This is a genomic window from Roseovarius sp. (assembly GCF_030373445.1).
Lineage (GTDB): Bacteria > Pseudomonadota > Alphaproteobacteria > Rhodobacterales > Rhodobacteraceae > Roseovarius.
The window spans coordinates 671,164-691,309 of the sequence record NZ_JAUCYU010000001.1; the positions used below are offsets into that span (position 1 = coordinate 671,164).

A 20,146-nucleotide genomic window follows, 5' to 3' on the forward strand; every position below is an offset into this window, starting at 1 on the left:
ACATGCTGCCGATGACCGATCTTGCGCCCCTTCGCCGCGCCCTGCTTTCCGTTTCCGACAAGACCGGGCTGGTCCGGCTGGGCAAGGCCCTGTCCGAACGCGGCGTCGAGCTGCTCTCGACCGGCGGCAGCGCGAAAACCCTCCGCGAAGCCGGGCTCGAGGTGCGCGACGTGGCCGATGTGACAGGCTTCCCCGAGATGATGGATGGCCGCGTGAAAACCCTGCACCCGATGGTCCATGGCGGCCTGCTGGCGCTCCGCGACAACGCCGATCACGTGGCGGCCATGGAACAGCACGGCATCGGCCCGATCGACCTTCTGGTCGTCAACCTCTACCCGTTCGAGGAAACGGTCGCCAAGGGTGCCGACTACGACACCTGCATCGAGAACATCGATATTGGCGGCCCGGCCATGATCCGCGCGGCGGCCAAGAACCACGCCTTCGTCTCCGTCGTCGTCGATGTCGAGGATTACCAGCCACTTCTGGACGAGCTCGACGCCAATGACGGCCAGACCACCTACGAATTCCGCCAGCGCCTTGCCCTGACCGCCTATGCCCGCACCGGTGCCTACGACGCCGCCGTCTCAAGCTGGATGGCACAGGCGCTGGGCGACAAGACCCCCCGCCGCCGCGCCTTCGGCGGCACGCTCGCGCAAACCCTCCGCTACGGCGAGAACCCGCACCAGTCCGCCGCCTTCTACAAGGACGGCTCCGCCCGGCCCGGCGTGGCCACCGCCACCCAGCACCAGGGCAAGGAACTCAGCTACAACAACATCAACGACACCGACGCCGCCTTCGAGCTGGTCAGCGAATACCCCACCGACGAGGGCCCTGCCTGCGCCATCATCAAGCACGCCAACCCCTGCGGCGTGGCCCAGGGGCCGACATTGCGCGACGCCTACAGGCGCGCCTTCGACTGCGACCGCACCAGCGCCTTCGGCGGCATCATCGCACTGAACCAGCCCCTCGACGGCGAAACCGCCGAGGAGATCGCCAAGATCTTCACCGAGGTGGTCATCGCCCCCGGCGCCGATGACGACGCCAAGGCGATCTTCGCCGCCAAGAAGAACCTCCGCCTGCTGACCACCGACAAGCTCGCCAGCCCCACGGCCTCGCTGCTGGCCATCAAGCAGGTCTCCGGCGGCTTCCTCGTGCAGGACAAGGACACCGGCCAGGTCGACGTGACCGACCTTCGCGTCGTCACCAAGCGCGCGCCCTCGGACCGCGAGATGACCGACATGCTGTTCGCATGGAAAGTGGCGAAACACGTCAAGTCCAACGCCATCGTCTACGTCCAGGACGGCGCCACCGTCGGTATCGGCGCGGGCCAGATGAGCCGCGTCGACAGCTGCCGCATCGCCGCCCGCAAATCGCAGGACATGGCCAGGGAACTCGGCCTCGACGCCGCCCTCACCCAGGGCAGCGTCGTCGCCTCCGATGCCTTCTTCCCCTTCGCCGACGGCCTGCTCACCGCGGCCGAGGCCGGGGCGACCGCCGTCATCCAGCCCGGCGGCTCGATGCGCGACGACGATGTGATCGCCGCCGCCGACGAGGCCGGGCTCGCCATGGTCCTCACCGGCATGCGCCACTTCCGCCACTGACACCGGCGCCACGCGGCAAGGAGAGCCCCATGCGCACGCTCATCATCGCAGGCATCCTGACCTTCCTGATCGACCAGGTGTCGAAATACTGGGTTGTCCACATCCTCGAGCTCGACCGCGTGCGCGAGATCGACATATTGCCGCCCTTCCTCAACTTCCGGATGGCGTGGAACTACGGCATCAATTTCGGCCTGTTCCAGGGCGACACCGACACCACCCGCTGGATCCTCATCGCCATCGCGGTGGTGATCTCGGGCGTCGTGCTGTGGTGGATCCGCCGCGAACCCGGCGGCCTCTGGCAGCACATCTCCGCCGGCCTGCTGATCGGCGGGGCGATGGGCAACGTGGTCGACCGGCTGGTCTACGGGGCGGTCGCCGACTTCCTCAACATGGCCTGCTGCGGCATCGACAACCCCTACGCGTTCAACGTGGCCGATATCGCGGTTTTCGCCGGTGCCCTCGGTATGGTATTATTCACGGGCGAGAAAAAGGCCGCGTGACCTTTGCCGCGTGATGCGTTAGACACGGCGCGACGAGTGTGGGAGATTGGCAAGATGATGTTGCCGAGAAAGATCATGATGGTTGGGCTGGTGCTTGTGGTGGCCGCGTGTTCGCGCGACCGCGATATCACGCTGACCCGGTTCAAGAACACCGGCAACGGGCCGGACGAGTTCGCGATCGCCCCCGGCAAACCGCTCGAGGCCCCCGAAAGCTATTCCGCCCTGCCCACGCCGCAACCCGGCGCCGGCAACCGCACCGATCACAACACCAAGGCCGACGGCATCGCCGCACTCGGCGGCAACCCGGCCGCCACGGCCGATACCGGCGTGGCCCCGGGTGACGCGGGCCTCGTCCGCCACGCCGGCCGCTACGGCACCGACCCGGCGATTCGCCAGCGTCTCAGCGTCGAAGACCAGCAGATCCGCCGCAACTACGGCCGCCGCAACATCCTGCGCATCGGGCCGCGCGACAACTACACCGACGCCTACAAGCGGCAGTGGCTCGATTCGGAAGCCGAACAGCGCCGCATGCGCAACGCCGGTGTCATCACCCCCACCGCGCCGCCGCCCTCGCGCTAGGCTGGCGCGGCCATTCACAACCCGTTCAGATGGATTGAATTGCGATGGTACGCCCGTATCTTCGCTAGTATAGCCATGGGGCAAAGGAATTTGATGGCAGGGAGGCAGGCCATGACGAGATTTCTGGCCATGCTCGCCGTGGTTCTCACGGCAGCGGGCGCGGCACGGGCCGACGAACAGGTAACGTCCTACATGCTCGACAACGGGATGGAGGTCGTCGTGGTCGAGGATCACCGCGCCCCCGTCGTCGTGCACATGGTCTGGTATAAGGCCGGCTCGGCCGATGAAGAGCCCGGCGTCTCCGGCGTGGCGCATTTCCTCGAACACCTGCTCTTCAAGGGCACCAAAACGGTGGCCGACGGGGAATTCTCCGCCACCGTGGCCCGCAACGGCGGGCGCGACAACGCCTTCACCAGCTACGACTACACCGCCTACTTCCAGCGCGTCGCCGCCGACCGTCTCGAACTGATGATGAAGATGGAGAGCGACCGCATGGTCAACCTCCAGCTCGACGAGTCGGTCATCGCCACCGAACGCGACGTGATCATCGAGGAACGCAACATGCGGGTCGAGAACAACCCGGGCGCCCTCTTCCGCGAACAGGCCACCGCCGCGCAGTATCTCAACCACCGCTACGGCGTGCCCATCATCGGCTGGCAGCACGAGATGCGCGACCTCGACCTTCAGGATGCGCTGGCCTACTACCAGACCTATTACGCCCCCAACAACGCCGTGCTGATCGTCGCCGGCGACGTTCAGCCGGACGAGGTCAAGGCGCTGGCCGAGCAGTATTACGGCGCCCTGCCCCGCAACCCCAACCTGCCCGAACGCGCCCGCCCGCAGGAACCCCGCCAGATGGCCGAGCGCCGGCTGATCTACGAAGACCCCCGCGTCGGCCAGCCTTACGTGATGCGCAGCTACCTCGCCCCCGAGCGCGACAGCGGCGACCAGGACGAGGCCGCCGCCCTCACCGTGCTGGCCGAGATCCTCGGCGGCGGGATCACCTCGCTCCTCTCCGAGAAGCTCCAGTTCGACGAAAGCAAGGCGGTCTACACCTCGGCCTATTACAGCGGCAAGTCGCTCGACGACACCACCTTCGACCTGATCGTCGCGCCGGCCGCCGGCGTGACCCTGCAGGAGATCGAGGACGCCATGGACGAGGTCATCGCCACCTTCCTCGAAGAGGGCATCAACGAGGAACAGCTCGAGCGCATCAAGATGCAGCTCAGGGCCGACGAGATCTATGGCCGCGACGACGTCAACCAGGTCGCCAACCGCTATGGCCGGGCGCTGACACAGGGATTGACGGTCGAGGACGTGCAGGCCTGGCCCGGCGTGCTCCAGGCGGTCACCGCAGATGACGTGCTCGCCGCAGCCCGCAAGGTATTCAACCGCGACAAGGCCGTCACAGGCTGGATGAAGGCGCCGGAGGTGACCCAATGAGCTTTGCAAGAACCCTTTTCGCCCCCGTGATGCTGGTGGCGCTCATGGTCGCCGCCCTGCCCGCGCGGGCCGATGTCGACATCCAGGAAATCACCACCCCCGGCGGCATCGAGGTCTGGCTGGTCGAGGAGCATTCCCTCCCCTTCGTCGCGCTGGAACTGCGCTTCCGCGGCGGCACCTCGCTTGACGCCGAGGGCAAGGACGGCGCGGTCAGCCTGATGACGTCCCTGCTGGAAGAGGGCAGCGGCGACATGGATTCCCGCGCCTTCGCCCGCGCCGCCGAACAGATCGCGGCCGAGTTCTCCTACCGGGCCGGCGACGACGCGGTCAGCGTCTCCGCCCGCTTCCTGACCGACACACGCGACGAGGCCGCCGACCTCCTGCGCGCCAGCATCGTCGAGCCCGCCTTCAACCCGCCGGCCCTCGAACGGGTCCGCGCCCAGATGGTCTCGATCCTGCAATCCAGCCTCAAGGACCCGGACGAGATCGTACGCAACGCCTTCTCCGAGCTGGTCTTCGGCGATCACCCCTATGGCGGCCCCGAAGACGGCACCATCGAATCCGTCAGCAGCCTCACGCGCGAGGATATCCAGGCCGCCCACAAGGCCGTCTTCGCCCGCGACCGGGTCTTTGTCAGCGCCGTGGGCGACATCACCGCCGACGAAATCTCGACCCTCGTCGACGACCTGCTCGGCGACCTGCCCGCCACCGGCGCGCCCCTGCCGCGACCGGCCGACACCAACATGCCCGGCGGCGTCAAGGTGATCGACTACGAGACCCCGCAATCCGCCGTGATCTTCGGCCAGCCCGGCATAGAGCGGGACGACCCCGACTTCTTCGCCGCCTACGTCCTCAACCACATCATCGGCGGCGGCGGCTTCTCGTCCCGGCTGATGACCGAGGTGCGCCAGAAACGCGGCCTGACCTACGGCGTCTATTCCTACCTCTCCCTCAAGGACAACGCGCAAACCTGGATCGGCTCGGTTTCTTCAGCCAACGACCGCGTGGCCGAGGCCATCGAGGTGATCCGCGACCAGTGGACCCGCATCAAGGAAGAGGGCGTGACCGCCGAGGAACTGGAAGACGCCAAGACCTACATCACCGGCGCCTACCCCCTCCGCTTCGACGGCAACGGCCCCATCGCCGACATCGCGGTCGGCATGCAGGTCGACGGCCTGCCCCGCGACTACATCGCCACGCGCAACGACAAGATGAACGCCGTGACCCTGGAAGACGTGAACCGCGTCGCCCGCGAATGGCTCGACCCCGCGAAGCTCACCTTCGTGGTCGTGGGCCAGCCTGAAGGGCTCGACTCGACGATCAACTGACCGGTTGCGGGGGTCGTTTTCCGCGCGGAAAACGGGGTAGAAAATTCGAATTTTCTACCCCGGAATTTTCCAAAATTCCGGCGCGCCCCTCAAAGCGTCCCCGCCAGCCTCTCCCCCAACGCCGGGTCCGCATTCTCCAGCGGCGGCCGCAGGGTCAGCCAGCGCGCATCCCCCGACTGGTACGCCTTCAACGCCTTCAGCGCCGGGATCAGCCCGCCATCCTGCACCGCCTTGCGATGCAGGTTCACGGGCTCCAGCGCCGCCTCGGCCGCCTCCCACTTCCCGGCCACCACGAGGTCATACACCCCCCGGATCGCCGCCACGTTCGAATTGCAACTGGCCGAGATGCACCCGCCCCCGCCCAGCTTGCCCGCGTCCACCAGGAAACTCTCCGACCCCGGGAACACCGAGATCCCCGGCGCCGCCTCGATCACCGCCTTCGTGTTCTCCCAGTTGCCGGAACTGTCCTTGTAGGCCACCACCACCTCCGGAAATGCCTCGTTCAGCCGGGCGGCCAGCGCGGGCGATATCCCGATCCCCGCCATCTGCGGAATATGGTACAGACACACCTTCAACTGGTCCGACCCCACCCGCTCGATCAGCCCGCTGAAATACCGGTAAAGCCCCTCGTCCCCGGCATTGACGAAGAAGAACGGCGGCAGCACCATCACCGCCGCACAGCCCAGCTCCACCGCATGCCGGCACAGCGTCGCCGTCTCCTCCATGTTGCACAGCCCCGTGCCCGGCATCATCTGACCCGGCCTTGCCGTGCCGGAGCTCGCCAGCCGCTCCACCATCGCCATCCGCTCCCGCATCGACTGGCTCAGCGCCTCCGACGTGGTGCCGAACGGCGAGATGTAATGCGCCCCGCCCTCGAGGCAGGCGCCGGCATGCTCAAGGTATAGATCCTCGGCTATGCTGAAATCGTCGTTATAGGGCGTCAGGATCGGCGTGATCACGCCGCGAAACCGCTCTGACATGGGCCTGCCTCCTCAGTATCCGCGCCCGGGGTCGACCACGTTCCTCAATCCCTCGCCCCGCTGCCACCGCTTCAAATTCTCGATGAACATGTCGAGGGAATTCAGATCCCACCCCTCGTAAACGCCCGAGCTGTGCGGCGACAGGATGATGTTGTCGAGATCCCAGAACGGGCTCTCCTCCGGCAACGGCTCCTCGGCGAACACGTCGAGCCCCGCCCCGGCGATCCGGCCCTCCTGCAACGCCTCCAGCAGCGCCGCACCGTCGATCACGCCGCCGCGCGACACATCCACCAGCACGGCCGAGCGCTTCATCGCCGCAAAATCCTCCGCCCCGATCATGCCCCGCGTCGACGGCAGCAGCGGCACGGCGACCACGATCATGTCCGCCCGCCCCCAAAGCTTAGGCAACTCGTCCGCCGCATGCACCTCGTCGAGATGCTCCATCGGCTCCGGCCGCGCCCGCGTGCCGATCACGTGCATCCCGAAGGCCTGCGCCCGCGCGGCCACTGCCTGCCCGGTCTGGCCCAGCCCCACGATCAGCAGCGTCTTCCCCTTCAGCGGCACCATCATCCGCGACCCGCGCCAATGCCTGTCCGCCTTGTCCCGCGCCAAGCCCTCGATATCGAGCGAGAAATGCAACGCGCACCCAAAGGCATATTCCGCCATCATATGCGCCGCCACGCCCGCGGAATTCGTCACCGTCACCCGCCCCGCATCCCATGTCCCGAGGTGATCGCACCCCGACCCCCCGACAGAAATCCAGCCCGGCCCCTCCGGCCCGAACAGCGCCTCCACCGGAAACCCCTCGTTCCCGGCGAACTTGATCGAATACACCACGTCCGGCCGAAATTCCGCCAAGAGCGCTTCGGTCTCCTCGTACCGCGTCAGCTCGGCCACCTCCGCCTCCGGGAGGGCCTCGCGCAGCCGCGCCACCATCGGCCCGGCAGTGTCGTTCATGATGATGACTCTCGGGGCGTCCTTGGTCATGCGTCTCCTTCCGGGGTGACCAACCGAGCCAGCTCGGCCAGCGTCACCGTCTCGTCCAACATCGCGTCCCGCATCGCCCAGATGGCCCGGATGCGGGCCGGGGAGAGCACGCCCTCGCAGAAATCGTGGAACTTCGCCTCGACCTCGGCATCGGTGCGCCACGCGCCGGGGCCGCCACTGGCGGGCACATCGCCCGAGTGCAGCTTGCGCCCATCCCTCAGCGTCACCTCGATATCCGACCAGCGCGCCGCGGGAAAGCGGGCATTGTGCTTGTCCGTCGCCACGGCTGTGATCCGGGGGATGATCGCGGCCACGTCCGGGTCATCCAACCCCTCGTCCGCCACGTGCCGGGGCGCCAGCGTGCCATGCTGCAACATCACCGCCACCACGTAATGCAGCGAATACTGCGCCTGCGTCGTCGTCTCCGGCATCCCCGAATAGAGCCGCGCCGCCTCGTCAAACGTCCGCACCTCGACCGCCGCAACCTGATCGGCCGTCAGCCCGTGCTCTTCCCGCAATTTCCGCATCGCATCCACCGCCGGATGGCCCCAGCGACAGCTCGGATAGGGCTTGATGTAATTCTCCGCCACCGTCCACTCGGCCCCGAGGTCGTCCCAGTACACCGCAACCTCCGGCGCCTCGGCGGTAATCGCCGGCGCCCCGGTAAAGCCCCGCATCGCCAGAAGCGCCGCGTTCACCCCCACCAGCGCCCCCATGCCCGAGCCATCATGCAGCATCGTGGGGTTGTCGATCTCCCGCATCATCTGGCTGCGCGGCCCGTGATACTCCGCAATCCCCAGCGCGTGCCGCAGCACCTCTGTCCCGGCATTCTCCAGGTGACAGCCCAGCGCCGCCACCCCCAGCCCGTTCCACGCGCCCGACGTATGGTAATCGCTCACCGTCCCGTGCAGCGCCACCGCCGCCCGCGTCGCCACCTCGTAGGCCATCACCATCGCCCTCAACGCCTGTGGCCCGGTCAGCTCGGGGTGCCGCTCGGCATAGGCGAACAGCGCCGGCACCACGGCACAGCCGATATGCCCCTTGGTCGGGTAATACCCGTCATGCCCATCAAGGTTGTCGATCTGCGTCGCCAGTGCCCAGGCGGCCCCCGGCATACTCACCACCCGCCCGTCGAACAGCATCGGCGCGGCATACCGGCCCGCACCCGCCCCGTGGAAATCCACCGCGAAATCCCGCGCGATCCGCCCCACCTTCAGCCGCGTCGCACCCGCCGCCACGCCCAGCGTGTCGATCAGCAACGTCGCGGCATGGCGCATCACCGGCTCCGGCACGGCCAACTCACGATCCAGCGCGAATCCCGCGATCCGCGCGATCTGTTCCGCCCCGGGCCGGGCAATCGGGCTGAGGGGGCGGTTCATGGCATTGGCCTTTCAATAGAGGAGAGGGAGGAGACGATATGGAACACAGGGGCATCTGTCATGGCAGGCCCTCCTTTCCCCCCGATCCTTCCGGAGCGCGCGCCGCAAATCCATGTCATTTGCGACACCCGCCGTCGCCCGCGGGCCAGCTTCAGACTCCTCGGCGGAATTCACGCCGCCGTCACGCCCGCAGCGGCAACGATGTCAGCCTGTCGCCTAATGCTGCACCAGAAAGCGGAAGCCGCGCAATCCGGGATTCGGCCGTCACGACCTCCCGATCGCCGTCTCGCTCACCAGCCGCATGCCAAGATGCGCCGGGGGCGAGCCGACAGCGCATCCACCCCGCGCCGGGTCGCGGATAAGGTAGGACATCGCGGCGACATGCTCGCCGCCAACGAAAAACGCCGGACACCGCGCCGGATCGACCGGACCGGACGCGCCGGAATAACACTCCTGCGTCCATTCCCAGACGCTGCCGTCAAGATCCGCAATGCCCTCGGGAGAGGTCGAGAAACTGCCCCGCGGCTTCAGCGCCCGCGGCGTCGAACCCTCGGTCAGGTAGGCCGACGCCCAGGTGAGCGACGGGTCGGTGAAAATCGGGTCGGCCTTTTCCGGCAGAACGGCGGCCGCCATCTCGCTCCACTCGCCCGCCGTGGGCAGGCGGAAGGCGGCGCCGGTCGCCTGGTTGATCCATCGAAGGTATTCGCCCACATCGACATGGCTCAGGCCCGTGGCCGGCGTCGCCCCGGCCGCCTGCCCGGGCCGCACCCGCAGGCGAAGGCTGCAACCGCCCCTGTCGTGACAGGTGTTCCACTCGGCCACCGTCACCTCGTATTTCTGCACGTACAGCAGCGCGCCGGTCGACAGGGTCACGGGGCTCGGCGCCATTTCCGGCAGAAGCGCCGGGTCGTGCCCGGCGCCGCGCCCGTTCAGCGCGGCGCCGAGAAGAACCGCCGCAAGGACCGTCAGCGCAACCAGAAGAAGGGACGCCTTCAGGCCGGGCTTGGGGATCCTTGCGGCGGTCATGTCAACGCTCCCGTCGCTCAGCTTTCGAAGGGTCGCGGTTCAACCACCTGTTCCATCAGGGTGTTGTTCCACTCGCCCTCGACGACGAAATGCGCCGTCCCGCCCAGCATCGCGCCGATGATCAGGTTGTGGTTCACGTAGGCATAGACGCCCGGCTGCTCGAAGGTATACATCGCCGCCGCCGCGCCACCGCCGCGCACGAACCATGTTTCCATCCCCGTCAGCGGCGGATCGGTGAACGAGCTTTCCCAGACATAGTTGCCATGCCCGCCGATCAGGTGCGGGCGACTGTCCACGTTGCACGAGTTGTGGACCATCAGGACCGTCTCGCCGACCTTGGCCTTGAGCGCGTGTTCCCCGGTCAGCGCACCGACCGCGCCGTTGAACACCTGGTGCGTCGGCACGAGCGACCGCATCGCCTCCAGGCTGTCGGCATAGTCGTCGCCGGCGGCGTCATAGCTCTTGTAATCGCCGCTTTCGTCCATCGGCAGGTAGTAATCCTGCTCACCGATATAGGCGATGCTGTCATAGCGCAGCGGATTGCCCTGCGCGTCCTTCAGCCCGTCGCGCGGCAGCACCATGATGGCGCCGTTCATGCCGTGGGTCACGTGGTAGGGGATCATCGCGCCGCCCGGGGCACAGTGATAGGTGAAGCAGCCGGGCTTCGTCGCCTTCCAGCGAAGCACGCATTCCTCGCCGGGGTAGACATGGGTCAGGCCACCGCCGCCCAGCGCGCCGGTCGAGGCGTGGAAGTCGATGTTGTGCTCCATCATGCTGTCGGCCGGGTTGCGCAGCGTCAGCTCGACCATGTCGCCCTCGTGGACGATGATCAGCGGGCCGGGCACCGAGCCGTTATAGGTCAGGGCCCAGACACTGGCGCCGGTATCCTCGTCGACGACCATCAGCCGTTCCTGGGTTTCCATGGTGATCTCGACGATCTTCGGGCCGCCGGTGGCCACCTGCTCGTGCTCGGGCGCGAACGGGGGCGCGACAAGCTCCTGTTTCACGCGGGTGTAGCCGGACAGGTCGGCGGGTTTCGCCTTGGCTTTCGCCTCCGCCTCGGCCTTGATCACGTCGGCGCCGGGCTGGCGCGGCGTCGGCACGGGGGCGCGGCGCGGGGTGGCAAAGGCAGCGGCCCCGCCCATGGCGGCGGCACCGGCAAGCATCGAGCCGCGCAGCACGTTGCGGCGGCTGACCTGTTTGAGGCCGGGATTGAGTAACTTGGTCATTATGTCCTCCATCGGGTCTGGTCCCTGGAACCCGCCCCAGCGGGGCGGGCCGGGACAGGTTGGGTCAAAGGTTGGAAAGCTGTTCCTCGAGGCGTTCCTTGGCTTTCTTCGGAACGCGGCCTTCGAGGAAGCCGTCGGGCGCGGTCTCGACATCGCCGACAGCGATGGTCATCACCATGCCCATGGCGTAGTGCGGCTTGCACATGACGGCGTAGAGGCCCTCGGTCTCGAGGGTGACCTCGATCTCCTCGTTGATCTTGCCGGCGAAGCCTTCGGCACCATCCGGGATCATGCCCTTGACGGTTTCGGCGTTGTGGCCCTTGCTGGCGGCCACGAACTTGATCGTGTCGCCGGGGGCGGCGGCCACGAAGGCCGGCTCGAACACCATACGGCCGTTTTCGCCCTTGTTGAGCATCTGCACTTCGTGGGTTTCGGCGAGCGCGGCGCTGCCCATGAGGGCGGCGAGGGCGAGGCCAGTTGCCAGTGTGCGGAACATCGTCTTGTCCTTTCAGGTTTTCCGTTGTCGTCTGGGGAGTGTTCTAGCGATTTTCGCCGGGCGGACTTTGCGCTGGCGCAAACTGCCTGCGCTTCCGTGACGTCCTCCGAAATCGCGTGAACTTCGGCCGATTCACCGGTAGACTCGAAGGCCAGATGACGGATAACGCGCCCCGGAAAACCCTCCCCCGTCTCGACGAAAGCCTGCTGACGCACATGCCCCCCTTCTCGCGGCTGGAGCGGCGGCAGATTCGCGAGATCCTCGACCAGGCCAGCTCGCGCCGGTACGACGCGGGCGTCGCCGTGTTCGACGAGGGCGCGCCGGCCGAGCGGTTCTTCATGCTGCTCGATGGCTATATTCGCGTCGTCAGGGTGACGGCGACGGGCGAACAGGTGATCGCGCTGCACATTCCCGCCGGTCAGCTGTTCGGCATCGCCAGGGCCCTCGGGCGCGACACCTACCCGGCCACGGCGGTGACGGCGGCGGAATCCATCGCGCTGAGCTGGCCCATGCGTCTTTGGGACGAGTTCGTCCGGCAATACGACGGGTTCGCCACCGAGACCTACAAGACGGTCGGCCAGCGCATCGGCGAGATGAACACCCGCATCGTCGAGATGGCGACCCAGCAGGTCGAGCAGCGGGTGGCCAACGCGCTCCTCCGCCTGATCAACCAGACCGGCCGCAAGGTGCCCGAGGGAATCGAGATCGACTTCCCGATCACCCGCCAGGACCTGTCGGAACTGACCGGCACGACGCTGCATACCGTCAGCCGGCTGTTGAGCGGCTGGGAAAAGCAGGGGCTGGTCAAAAGCGGGCGCAAGCGGATCGTGGTATGCGACGCGCACCGGCTCGTGGTGATCAGCGGGGCGCAACTGCCCTGATCGCGTCGAGGATTTCCTGAAAGAAGACGTCTTCGTCGAGCCCGTATTCGGCGCAGGCATCCATCACCGTGTGGAACGGGTTCACCAGGCAGCCCACGCACAGCATCCTGTGGCGCAGGAAGACGGGGATCGTCTCTGGCCAGTGGTCCATCAGTTCGCCCAGGGGCAGGTCGGGGTCGTCGGGGCGGGGGTCGCGCATGGGCTATTCCTTTCGCCGTCGACGATAGGCGGGCGACCTGTTGCGAACGTTGCGCTGGCGCAAACTTCCCCCTCACCGATCCGGTTAACCCTTCGGGCATCGTGAACCCAAGGGAGGCCGAGACATGGCTGAAATCCTGACAAAGTCGCGGGCGCGGAACGTGTTCTACGGAGGATCGCTGTTCTTCGTGGCCGTGTTCGTCGTCCTGACCATCCACAGCCACAGATACGTGGTGAACGCATCAACCGCCGGCATGCCGCTGACCGAGGAGGTCGCGCTGGGCAAGCATGTCTGGGAAAGGCATTCCTGCATCAACTGTCACAGCCTGCATGGCGAGGGCGCCTATTTCGCCCCGGAAGTGGGCAACGTGATGACCCGCTGGGGCGTCGCCGACGACCCGGAAGGCGCCTACGAAATCCTCGACGGCTGGATGAACGCCCAGCCCAGCGGGATCGAGGGGCGGCGCCAGATGCCGCATTTCGAACTGACCGAGGAAGAGATGCGCGGGCTGGCCGAGTTCCTGCGCTGGGCCGACCAGACCGACACCCAGGGCTGGCCGCCCAATGACGCCGGCTGAACCCGGGACAAGGAGAAAAACCATGAAATATCAATCGCAAAAGGTGGCGCTGGCGTATTTCGTCTGTGCGATCGCCCTGTTCGGCATCCAGGTTCTTGGCGGGCTGCTGGCCGGGTGGGTCTATGTCTCGCCCAACTTCCTGTCGGAACTTCTGCCGTTCAACATCATCCGGATGATCCACACCAACGCGCTCATCGTCTGGCTGTTGCTGGGCTTCTTCGGGGCGGCCTATTTCCTCGTTCCGGAAGAATCCGAGCGCGAGATCTTCTCGGTCAAGCTGGCCTATATCCAGCTGGCGATTCTCGTCATCGGCACGCTTGGCGCGGTGGGCAGCTACCTTGTCGGCATCCACGGCGGGCGCGAGTTCCTCGAACAGCCGCTCTGGGTCAAGTTCGGCATCCTCGTGGCGGCGGTGATCTTCCTCGTGAACATCTCGCTGACCGTGCTGGCGGGGCGCAAGACGGCGATCACAAACGTGCTGCTGATGGGGCTGTGGCTTCTGTCGCTCCTGTGGGTCTTCGCCTTCATCAACCCCGAGAACCTGAGCCTCGACAAGATGTACTGGTGGTTCGTCGTGCACCTGTGGGTCGAGGCGACGTGGGAACTGGTGATGGCCGCGATCCTCGCCTTCCTGCTGCTGAAACTGACCGGTGTCGACCGCGAGGTTGTCGAGAAATGGCTCTATGTCATCGTCGCCACCGCGCTCTTCTCGGGCATCCTCGGCACCGGGCACCACTTCTACTGGATCGGCCTGCCGGGCTACTGGCAGTGGATCGGCTCGATCTTCTCGACCTTCGAGGTGATCCCGTTCTTCCTGATGATGTCGTTCGCCTTCGTCATGGTCTGGAAGGGGCGCAAGAACCACCCCAACAAGGCGGCGCTCCTGTGGTCGCTGGGGTCTTCGACCGTGGCCTTCTTCGGGGCCGGTGTCTGGGGCTTCCTGCACACGCTGCACGGGGTGAACTTCTATTCCCACGGCACCCAGATCACGGCGGCGCATGGGCACCTTGCCTTCTACGGGGCCTACGTGGCGCTCAACCTCGCGATCTTCACCTACGCGATGCCGATCCTGCGGAACCGCGAACCGTACAACCAGGTGCTGAACATGGGGTCATTCTGGCTGATGACGGGGGGGATGGCCTTCATGACCTTCGTGCTCACCTTCGCCGGCACCATCCAGACTCATATGCAGCGCGTGGTGGGTGACTATTACATGGACGTGCAGGACAGCCTGTCGGTCTTCTACCTGATGCGCTTCGGCGCGGGGGCGGCGGTCGTGCTTGGCGCGCTCCTGTTCATCTACTCGATGCTGGTCGTACGGCGGCGCGAGGTGATCGCGCCGGGCCCCGCCAACCCTGTTCCCGGAGAATGAGCGATGAATATGGAAACCAAACTCACCCTGCCGTTCTATCAGCCCACGGGCCGCGAATGCGACCTGTTCGAGACGGCCCATGACAACGGTTTGCCCCTTCTTCTGAAGGGGCCGACCGGTTGCGGCAAGACCCGCTTCGTCGAGCATATGGCGGCCCGGCTGGCCAAGCCGCTCCATACCGTGGCCTGCCATGACGACCTCTCGGCAGCCGACCTGATCGGGCGCTACCTGCTCAAGGGCGGCGAAACGGTCTGGGTCGACGGCCCGCTCACCCGCGCCGTGCGTGAAGGCGGCATTTGTTACCTCGACGAGGTGGTAGAGGCCCGCAAGGATGTCACCGTGGTGTTGCACCCGCTGACCGACACCCGCCGCACCCTGATGATCGACCGGACGGGCGAGGAACTGGTGGCGCCGACGGGGTTCATGCTCGTGGCCTCCTACAACCCCGGCTACCAGAACGTGCTCAAGCGGCTGAAACCCTCCACCCGGCAACGGTTCCTCTCGATCTCCTTCGACTTCCCCGATCCGGAAACCGAGATCGCCGTGGTCGCCGCCGAAAGCCGGCTGGAACCGGGGCGCGTCGCGCCGCTGGTGCGGCTGGCCGGGCATATCCGGCGGCTGTCCGGCATGGACCTCGAGGAAGGCGTCTCGACCCGCCTGCTGATCTACGCCGCGACCCTGATCGCGGGCGGCATGGGGGTCATCCCGGCGCTGGAGGCCGCCATCATCGAACCGCTCAGCGACGAACCGGACGTGCAGCAGGCGCTGCGCGACCTGGTCGAGACGATCTACGGGTAAGCCCCATGCACCTTCTCGATCTCATGGAACCGGAAGAGACCGTCGGCAACCTCTGGCACGACATGGCCAGCCGGATCGGCGCCGAGGTCACATACCCGCAGGCGAGCGTCGCGCTCGCCTCGGTCCGCCCCAGCCTCGCGGTGCTGTTCCGCTCGCTGGGCGGCGCGCCGGGGGTGGAGCTGTCCGAGGCCGCGGCCACGCTGGTGCGTCACCGGCGGCCCTTGCGGCACAAGCTGGGCGCCGAGCGCGATCACGAATGGGTCGCCCGGTTCGACGGCGAACGCCTGGCCCTGCCCCCCTTCATCGCCGCCTTCCCCGAACGCGGGCTGAACCGCGCCGCCTATTTCTGGCTGACGGCGCTGGCGGCCGGCTCGGACATCGCGGCCTTCGATTTCGCGGTGGATGGCCCCGCCCTCGACTGCGCCCAGATCCGCGCCAACATCGCGGCGGCCGACACGGCCTATGCCGCCTGTCCCGGCCTGCGGCAACCCTACGAACAGATGGCCCGGCTCTGCTGCGAGGCGCGCCCGGCGCTCCTGCGCCCCGCGCCGGAGGCGGCCATGGAAAACGCCATCCTCGACCAGCTCGGCGGCACCGCGCCGGCGCTCGCGCCCGCGCCCGCCGCGCGCCGTTACATGCCCGCCGCCCCCGTCCCGATCTGGCTGCGCTTCGCCACCCCGGGCGCCGGCGCCGCGGCGGCCGACGAACAGGCCGATCCGGCCGCGCCCCCGCCCACCGCCGCCCATACCAGCCGCAAACCCGGCCAGCGCAAGGACCAGGATCAGCAGAACCGCAAGGACAGCTTCATCATCCACCGCTTCGAATCGATCCTGTCCTGGGTCGAGTCGATGAACATCAACCGAAGCGTCGACGATGACGACGAGGACAACGCCCGGAAGGCGGCCGACGACCAGGACCAGGTCACCCTGTCGAAACAGGACCGCAAGACAGCGACCCGCCTGCGCCTCCATCTCGATCTCTCGCCCGCCGATGCCGAACACGAGGCGCTGGCGGGCGCCTACACCTATCCCGAATGGAACCACCGCAGCCGCAGCTACATGCCCGGTCACTGCCGCGTGCTCGACGCGCCCGCTCGCCCGTCCGGCACGCCCTTCCGGCCCGACACCCGCCGCATGCGCGAGGTCCGCCGCCAGTTCGAGGCGCTGCGCCCGCGGCGGATCCTGCAACCGCGCCAGGTGGACGGCTCCGAGCTCGACCTCGACGCCCTGCTGACCGCCCGCGCCGACCTGGCCGCCACCGGGCGCGGCTCCGACCGCATCTGGCAATCCGCCCGCCAGACCGAGCGCGACCTCTCCGTGGCCTTCCTGATCGACACCTCCCGCTCCACCGAGGCCGCGATCGGCGACACCTCGGTGATCGAGGTCGCGCGCGAGGCGATGGCGGCGTTGGCCGGCGGCATCGACGCGGCGGGCGACCGGCTGGGCATCTGGGGCTTTTCCTCGCTGCGCCGCGACCGCGTGTTCCTGGCCCGCTGCAAGGGGTTCGACGCGCCCATGTCGCCCGAGATCACAGCCAATATCGGCGCCCTGACCCCCGGCCACTACACCCGCCTCGGTGCCGCGATCCGCCATGTCAGCGCCCAGCTCGCCGACCAGCAGAGCGCCCGCAAGCTGCTGATCGTGCTGACCGACGGCAAGCCAAACGACCTCGACCATTACGAGGGCCAGCACGGCATCGAGGACAGCCACATGGCCGTGCGCGAGGCCCGCAACGCCGGGCAAAGCCTGCACGGCATCGTCATCGACGAGGACGGGCAGGACTGGTTCGCCCGCATCTTCGGCCGCGGCGGCTTCACCCTTATGCCCGATCCCGAACGCCTGACCCGGGCCCTGCCCGACATCTACCGCACCCAGACACAGGAGACCTGACATGCGCAGCCTGATCCTTCCCCTCGCCACGCTCTTCGCCTCGCCCGCCGTTGCCAAGAGCTTCGACCGCCCCATCCCCCAGGCCCAGTCGGCCACCGCCGAATTCTGGTACGCCATGGCCTGCATCGCGCTGATCGCCGCCATGATCGCGGTGCAGCAACTGGTCTCGCGGCGATGACCCGGCAGGGGTGGCCCACCCGGCGCATCGCGCTGGCGCTCTACCCGTTCGGGGCCGGCGCCGCGGCGGTGAACGTCTTCTTCGCCTCGCTGATCTTCAGCTGGGTCGGCGGGCCGGTCGCCTCGACCGCATGGTCGCTGGGGCTGGGCTGTGCTATCGGGGCCCCCGCCACGTGGTATTTCGCCCGGCACATCCGTCACCTGATGGACATGGCCGACGAAAAGGAGGCGTCATGAAGATCGACATGCAATCCGGCAACCCGGCAATCGACGCGGCCGACCTGGCTGAACTGCTGGGCCTGACCCCGGACCAAGTGAAGGAGCGGATGCGCGACGGCCGCATCACCAGCCGGCTGGAGCACGGCGAGGACGAGGACGCCGGGAAGATGCGGCTCACCTTCTTTCACGATGACACGCGCGTCCGGCTGACCTGTTCCGAGGACGGGACCGTCCTCAAGACCATGCGCACCAGGACAGGGGTACGATGATGGCAAGAACATCGGCAGACCAGGTGCGGGCGTGGCAGGGGCCGGCGCTTTTCAGCTTCGGGTTCCGGCCCTTTTTCCTGTTCGGCGCGCTCTGGGCCGTCGTGGCAATGCTCCTGTGGCTGCCCGCCCTGTCCGGGGCGATCACCCTGCCCACGCGGTTCGGCGCCGTCACCTGGCACGCGCATGAATTCCTCTTCGGGTATCTCGGCGCCGTGCTGGCCGGGTTCCTGCTGACGGCCGTACCCAACTGGACCGGCCGCCTGCCGATGGTGGGCTGGCGGCTGGCGGCGCTCTTCGCCCTATGGCTCGCCGGTCGCGTGGCGGTGCTGGTCTCCGGCCTCCTGCCTCCGGCGGCGGCCCCGGTCATCGACCTCGCCTTTCCGCTGGTGCTGGGGGGCCTGATCCTGCGCGAGATCCTGGCCGGCCGCAATTGGCGCAACTTGGTCGTGCTGGCCCTGCTGGCCGCCTTCACGCTCGCCAACGGGCTTTTCCACGCCGAGGCGCTCTCCGGCACCTACGCCCCCCAGGGGATCGGGCTGCGCCTCGGCCTTGCCACCGCCATCATGATGATCGCCGTCATCGGCGGGCGCATCATCCCCTCCTTCACCCGGAACTGGCTGGCGAAACAGGGCAACCCCGCGCGCCCCGCCCCGCTGATGCAGCGCTTCGACAAGCTGGTCCTGCTGGCCAGTATCGCCATCCTGGCACTCTGGGTCGCGCGGCCCTTCGAAACCGGGACCGGTGCGGCGCTCCTCGCGTTCGGCGGGTTGCACCTTGCGCGGCAGGCCCGCTGGCAGCCACACCATACGCTGCAGGAGCCGTTGCTGTGGGTGCTCCACGCCGCCTACCTCTTCCTTCCGCTGGGCGCGCTGGCTCTCGGGCTCGATCAGGTCATGGGCCAGCCGGGCACCGCCGGGGCCCAGCACCTGTGGATGGCCGGGGCCATTGGCGGGATGACCCTTGCGGTGATGACCCGCGCCAGCCTCGGACATACCGGCCAGGCCCTCACCGCGAACCGGGCGACGCTAGCGATCTACCTCTGCCTCTTCGCCTCGGTCCTGACGCGGTTCGGGGCGTCGGTCCACCTCGGGCTGATGCATCTGTCCGGGGCGCTCTGGCTTGCGGCCTTCGCCGGGTTCGTACTGGGCTACGGCCCGTCGCTCCTGCGCCCGAAACCGGGGAAATGACATGGGATGGACCGGGTTCGCCACCGTCTTCGCGGCCTTCTTCCTCACGCACTCGATCCCGGTGCGCCCGGCCGTGAAATCCCGCCTCGTGGCCGTGATCGGCACGCGCGGCTTCGGGCTGGCCTACTCGCTCCTCTCGGTCGCCATGCTCGCCCTCCTGGTCCGGTCCGCCGGCCAGGCCCCCTACGTCCAGCTCTGGCCACAGATGGAATGGCACCGCCATGCCGCCCACCTCGGCATGCTGGCGGTTTGCCTGATCCTCGCGCTCGCCGTCGCGCGGCCGAACCCGTTCTCCTTCGGCGGGGCGCGGAACGACAGCTTCGACCCCGCCCGCCCGGGCATCGTGCGCTGGACGCGGCACCCGATCCTGCTGGCGCTGGCGCTCTGGGCGGGTGTCCACCTGTTGCCCAACGGCGACCTCGCCCATGTCATCCTGTTCGGCGTGCTGGGCGGTTTCGCGCTGGCCGGCCGGGCACTGATCGACCGGCGCAAGCGGCACCGCCTCGGCACGCCCCGCTGGGAGGCGCTCGAGACCGCCCGCAAGGCCGCGCCGCTATGCCACGCACCGCGCTCCCCGATCGCCCTGCTCGTCCGGCTGCTCTTCGGCCTGGCGGCGTTCGCGGCCCTGCTGCTGGCCCACCCCCACGTGATCGGGGTGCCTGCCCTGTAACCCTGCCGAGTCGGAAATGTGCGCTCCTTGAGTGCCCCGGGCCCCGCTGTCGACCAATCCCGTTGATGCAATATCGCTTATTGGTCTAATAAAAAGGGTATCAATTTTACGTTGAGCCTACCGCGACCGTCCTAAATCAGGCAATGTCACGAGTGTCAGAACCCTCCGGGCGCAATCGAGTTCCACGTGAATTAATGCAAGGATTCCGACCGGTTGGACCGTATCACCCGCAGAAAACGGTAACGTTTTCACCCGTTCCGGCCCGGTTGGCCAATCCCCGCTCTGGCATCGCCGGAGTTTGTCCTGATGTCTGACTTGACAATATGAATTAATTGATGCAACAAATATCGTTACATTTTG

22 protein-coding genes are annotated in these 20,146 nt (G+C 67.3%); 15 read left to right on the top strand and 7 right to left on the bottom strand.

From position 1 onward, the window contains the following. Window positions 1-11: 11 nt before the first annotated feature. From purH to QUV18_RS03120, 5 genes are all read left to right on the top strand, one after another. Window positions 12-1,601 carry a bifunctional phosphoribosylaminoimidazolecarboxamide formyltransferase/IMP cyclohydrolase gene (purH, locus tag QUV18_RS03100; protein ID WP_300891955.1) on the top strand — a complete coding sequence of 530 codons (1,590 nt, stop codon included), beginning with the start codon at window positions 12-14 and terminating at the stop codon, window positions 1,599-1,601. A 29-nt stretch (window positions 1,602-1,630) separates the two neighbouring features. Then, a complete protein-coding gene (lspA, locus tag QUV18_RS03105) occupies window positions 1,631-2,101 on the top strand; it encodes a signal peptidase II (RefSeq protein WP_300891956.1) in 471 nt (156 codons plus the stop codon). Between the two features lie 54 nt (window positions 2,102-2,155). Next, window positions 2,156-2,680 (top strand): DUF3035 domain-containing protein, encoded by a 525-nt coding sequence (locus QUV18_RS03110; protein WP_300891957.1) that lies wholly within the window; start codon window positions 2,156-2,158, stop codon window positions 2,678-2,680. Window positions 2,681-2,791: 111 nt separating this feature from the next. Further along, window positions 2,792-4,123, top strand: coding sequence for a pitrilysin family protein (locus QUV18_RS03115; RefSeq protein WP_300891958.1), 1,332 nt, complete (start codon window positions 2,792-2,794; stop codon window positions 4,121-4,123). Then, a complete protein-coding gene (locus QUV18_RS03120) occupies window positions 4,120-5,451 on the top strand; it encodes a pitrilysin family protein (protein ID WP_300891959.1) in 1,332 nt (443 codons plus the stop codon). Before QUV18_RS03115 ends, QUV18_RS03120 begins: the two co-directional genes overlap by 4 nt. Before the next feature lie 89 nt (window positions 5,452-5,540). Here QUV18_RS03120 and QUV18_RS03125 read toward each other — a convergent pair whose 3' ends face one another. From QUV18_RS03125 to QUV18_RS03150, 6 genes are all read right to left on the bottom strand, one after another. Continuing rightward, window positions 5,541-6,431, bottom strand: coding sequence for a dihydrodipicolinate synthase family protein (locus QUV18_RS03125; protein ID WP_300891960.1), 891 nt, complete (start codon window positions 6,429-6,431; stop codon window positions 5,541-5,543). 12 nt (window positions 6,432-6,443) lie between these two features. Further along, window positions 6,444-7,418 (bottom strand): D-2-hydroxyacid dehydrogenase, encoded by a 975-nt coding sequence (locus QUV18_RS03130; protein WP_300891961.1) that lies wholly within the window; start codon window positions 7,416-7,418, stop codon window positions 6,444-6,446. Continuing rightward, a complete protein-coding gene (locus QUV18_RS03135; RefSeq protein ID WP_300891962.1) occupies window positions 7,415-8,797 on the bottom strand; it encodes an MmgE/PrpD family protein in 1,383 nt (460 codons plus the stop codon). The genes QUV18_RS03130 and QUV18_RS03135 overlap by 4 nt, the downstream gene beginning before the upstream one ends. A gap of 264 nt (window positions 8,798-9,061) precedes the next feature. Further along, window positions 9,062-9,823, bottom strand: a complete 762-nt coding sequence (locus QUV18_RS03140; RefSeq protein WP_300891963.1) for an SUMF1/EgtB/PvdO family nonheme iron enzyme — start codon at window positions 9,821-9,823, stop codon at window positions 9,062-9,064. A gap of 17 nt (window positions 9,824-9,840) precedes the next feature. After that, entirely contained in the window at window positions 9,841-11,052 is a 1,212-nt protein-coding gene (gene nirK, locus QUV18_RS03145; protein ID WP_300891964.1) for a copper-containing nitrite reductase, read from the bottom strand. Between the two features lie 64 nt (window positions 11,053-11,116). Continuing rightward, entirely contained in the window at window positions 11,117-11,548 is a 432-nt protein-coding gene (locus tag QUV18_RS03150) for a pseudoazurin (protein ID WP_300891965.1), read from the bottom strand. Window positions 11,549-11,703: 155 nt separating this feature from the next. On the opposite strand from QUV18_RS03150, the gene QUV18_RS03155 reads away from it, so the two are divergent. Further along, entirely contained in the window at window positions 11,704-12,429 is a 726-nt protein-coding gene (locus QUV18_RS03155; RefSeq protein WP_300891966.1) for a Crp/Fnr family transcriptional regulator, read from the top strand. On the opposite strand, the gene QUV18_RS03160 is transcribed toward QUV18_RS03155, so the two are convergent. Then, window positions 12,407-12,628 (bottom strand): DUF1858 domain-containing protein, encoded by a 222-nt coding sequence (locus tag QUV18_RS03160; protein ID WP_300891967.1) that lies wholly within the window; start codon window positions 12,626-12,628, stop codon window positions 12,407-12,409. The two genes, QUV18_RS03155 and QUV18_RS03160, sit on opposite strands and share 23 nt — an antisense overlap. A gap of 124 nt (window positions 12,629-12,752) precedes the next feature. Here QUV18_RS03160 and QUV18_RS03165 point away from each other — a divergent pair, with 124 nt between their 5' ends. From QUV18_RS03165 to QUV18_RS03205, 9 genes are read left to right on the top strand one after another with little or no spacing between them, the layout of a single operon-like run. Next, window positions 12,753-13,205, top strand: a complete 453-nt coding sequence (locus QUV18_RS03165; RefSeq protein WP_300891968.1) for a cytochrome c — start codon at window positions 12,753-12,755, stop codon at window positions 13,203-13,205. Between the two features lie 22 nt (window positions 13,206-13,227). Then, a complete protein-coding gene (locus QUV18_RS03170) occupies window positions 13,228-14,577 on the top strand; it encodes a cbb3-type cytochrome c oxidase subunit I (protein ID WP_300891969.1) in 1,350 nt (449 codons plus the stop codon). Window positions 14,578-14,580: 3 nt separating this feature from the next. Beyond that, window positions 14,581-15,375, top strand: coding sequence for a CbbQ/NirQ/NorQ/GpvN family protein (locus tag QUV18_RS03175; protein WP_300891970.1), 795 nt, complete (start codon window positions 14,581-14,583; stop codon window positions 15,373-15,375). A gap of 5 nt (window positions 15,376-15,380) precedes the next feature. Then, window positions 15,381-17,264, top strand: a complete 1,884-nt coding sequence (locus QUV18_RS03180) for a VWA domain-containing protein (RefSeq protein WP_300891971.1) — start codon at window positions 15,381-15,383, stop codon at window positions 17,262-17,264. 1 nt (window position 17,265) lies between these two features. Continuing rightward, complete coding sequence (locus QUV18_RS03185) at window positions 17,266-17,442, top strand: protein NnrT (protein WP_300891972.1); 177 nt, start codon at window positions 17,266-17,268, stop codon at window positions 17,440-17,442. Beyond that, window positions 17,439-17,678, top strand: coding sequence for an NnrT protein (locus QUV18_RS03190; protein ID WP_300891973.1), 240 nt, complete (start codon window positions 17,439-17,441; stop codon window positions 17,676-17,678). The genes QUV18_RS03185 and QUV18_RS03190 overlap by 4 nt, the downstream gene beginning before the upstream one ends. Beyond that, window positions 17,675-17,929: a DUF6522 family protein gene (locus QUV18_RS03195; RefSeq protein WP_300891974.1), complete on the top strand. Its 255-nt coding sequence runs from the start codon at window positions 17,675-17,677 to the stop codon at window positions 17,927-17,929. The genes QUV18_RS03190 and QUV18_RS03195 overlap by 4 nt, the downstream gene beginning before the upstream one ends. After that, window positions 17,929-19,116 (top strand): NnrS family protein, encoded by a 1,188-nt coding sequence (locus QUV18_RS03200; RefSeq protein ID WP_300891975.1) that lies wholly within the window; start codon window positions 17,929-17,931, stop codon window positions 19,114-19,116. Before QUV18_RS03195 ends, QUV18_RS03200 begins: the two co-directional genes overlap by 1 nt. A 1-nt stretch (window position 19,117) precedes the next feature. After that, on the top strand, window positions 19,118-19,786 hold the full coding sequence (locus QUV18_RS03205; RefSeq protein ID WP_300891976.1) for an NnrU family protein: 669 nt from the start codon (window positions 19,118-19,120) through the stop codon (window positions 19,784-19,786). Window positions 19,787-20,146 lie beyond the last annotated feature (360 nt).

Coding starts and splice junctions, on each gene's coding strand:
- QUV18_RS03135 (WP_300891962.1), bottom strand. CDS start 8,797: ATGAACCGCCCCCTCAGCCCGATTGCCCGGCCCGGGGCGGAACAGATC.
- QUV18_RS03110 (WP_300891957.1), top strand. CDS start 2,156: ATGATGTTGCCGAGAAAGATCATGATGGTTGGGCTGGTGCTTGTGGTG.
- QUV18_RS03130 (WP_300891961.1), bottom strand. CDS start 7,418: ATGACCAAGGACGCCCCGAGAGTCATCATCATGAACGACACTGCCGGG.
- purH (WP_300891955.1), top strand. CDS start 12: ATGACCGATCTTGCGCCCCTTCGCCGCGCCCTGCTTTCCGTTTCCGAC.
- QUV18_RS03165 (WP_300891968.1), top strand. CDS start 12,753: ATGGCTGAAATCCTGACAAAGTCGCGGGCGCGGAACGTGTTCTACGGA.
- QUV18_RS03125 (WP_300891960.1), bottom strand. CDS start 6,431: ATGTCAGAGCGGTTTCGCGGCGTGATCACGCCGATCCTGACGCCCTAT.
- QUV18_RS03160 (WP_300891967.1), bottom strand. CDS start 12,628: ATGCGCGACCCCCGCCCCGACGACCCCGACCTGCCCCTGGGCGAACTG.
- QUV18_RS03190 (WP_300891973.1), top strand. CDS start 17,439: ATGACCCGGCAGGGGTGGCCCACCCGGCGCATCGCGCTGGCGCTCTAC.
- nirK (WP_300891964.1), bottom strand. CDS start 11,052: ATGACCAAGTTACTCAATCCCGGCCTCAAACAGGTCAGCCGCCGCAAC.
- QUV18_RS03140 (WP_300891963.1), bottom strand. CDS start 9,823: ATGACCGCCGCAAGGATCCCCAAGCCCGGCCTGAAGGCGTCCCTTCTT.
- QUV18_RS03180 (WP_300891971.1), top strand. CDS start 15,381: ATGCACCTTCTCGATCTCATGGAACCGGAAGAGACCGTCGGCAACCTC.
- QUV18_RS03115 (WP_300891958.1), top strand. CDS start 2,792: ATGACGAGATTTCTGGCCATGCTCGCCGTGGTTCTCACGGCAGCGGGC.
- QUV18_RS03205 (WP_300891976.1), top strand. CDS start 19,118: ATGGGATGGACCGGGTTCGCCACCGTCTTCGCGGCCTTCTTCCTCACG.
- QUV18_RS03120 (WP_300891959.1), top strand. CDS start 4,120: ATGAGCTTTGCAAGAACCCTTTTCGCCCCCGTGATGCTGGTGGCGCTC.
- lspA (WP_300891956.1), top strand. CDS start 1,631: ATGCGCACGCTCATCATCGCAGGCATCCTGACCTTCCTGATCGACCAG.
- QUV18_RS03150 (WP_300891965.1), bottom strand. CDS start 11,548: ATGTTCCGCACACTGGCAACTGGCCTCGCCCTCGCCGCCCTCATGGGC.
- QUV18_RS03200 (WP_300891975.1), top strand. CDS start 17,929: ATGGCAAGAACATCGGCAGACCAGGTGCGGGCGTGGCAGGGGCCGGCG.
- QUV18_RS03170 (WP_300891969.1), top strand. CDS start 13,228: ATGAAATATCAATCGCAAAAGGTGGCGCTGGCGTATTTCGTCTGTGCG.
- QUV18_RS03155 (WP_300891966.1), top strand. CDS start 11,704: ATGACGGATAACGCGCCCCGGAAAACCCTCCCCCGTCTCGACGAAAGC.
- QUV18_RS03175 (WP_300891970.1), top strand. CDS start 14,581: ATGAATATGGAAACCAAACTCACCCTGCCGTTCTATCAGCCCACGGGC.
- QUV18_RS03195 (WP_300891974.1), top strand. CDS start 17,675: ATGAAGATCGACATGCAATCCGGCAACCCGGCAATCGACGCGGCCGAC.
- QUV18_RS03185 (WP_300891972.1), top strand. CDS start 17,266: ATGCGCAGCCTGATCCTTCCCCTCGCCACGCTCTTCGCCTCGCCCGCC.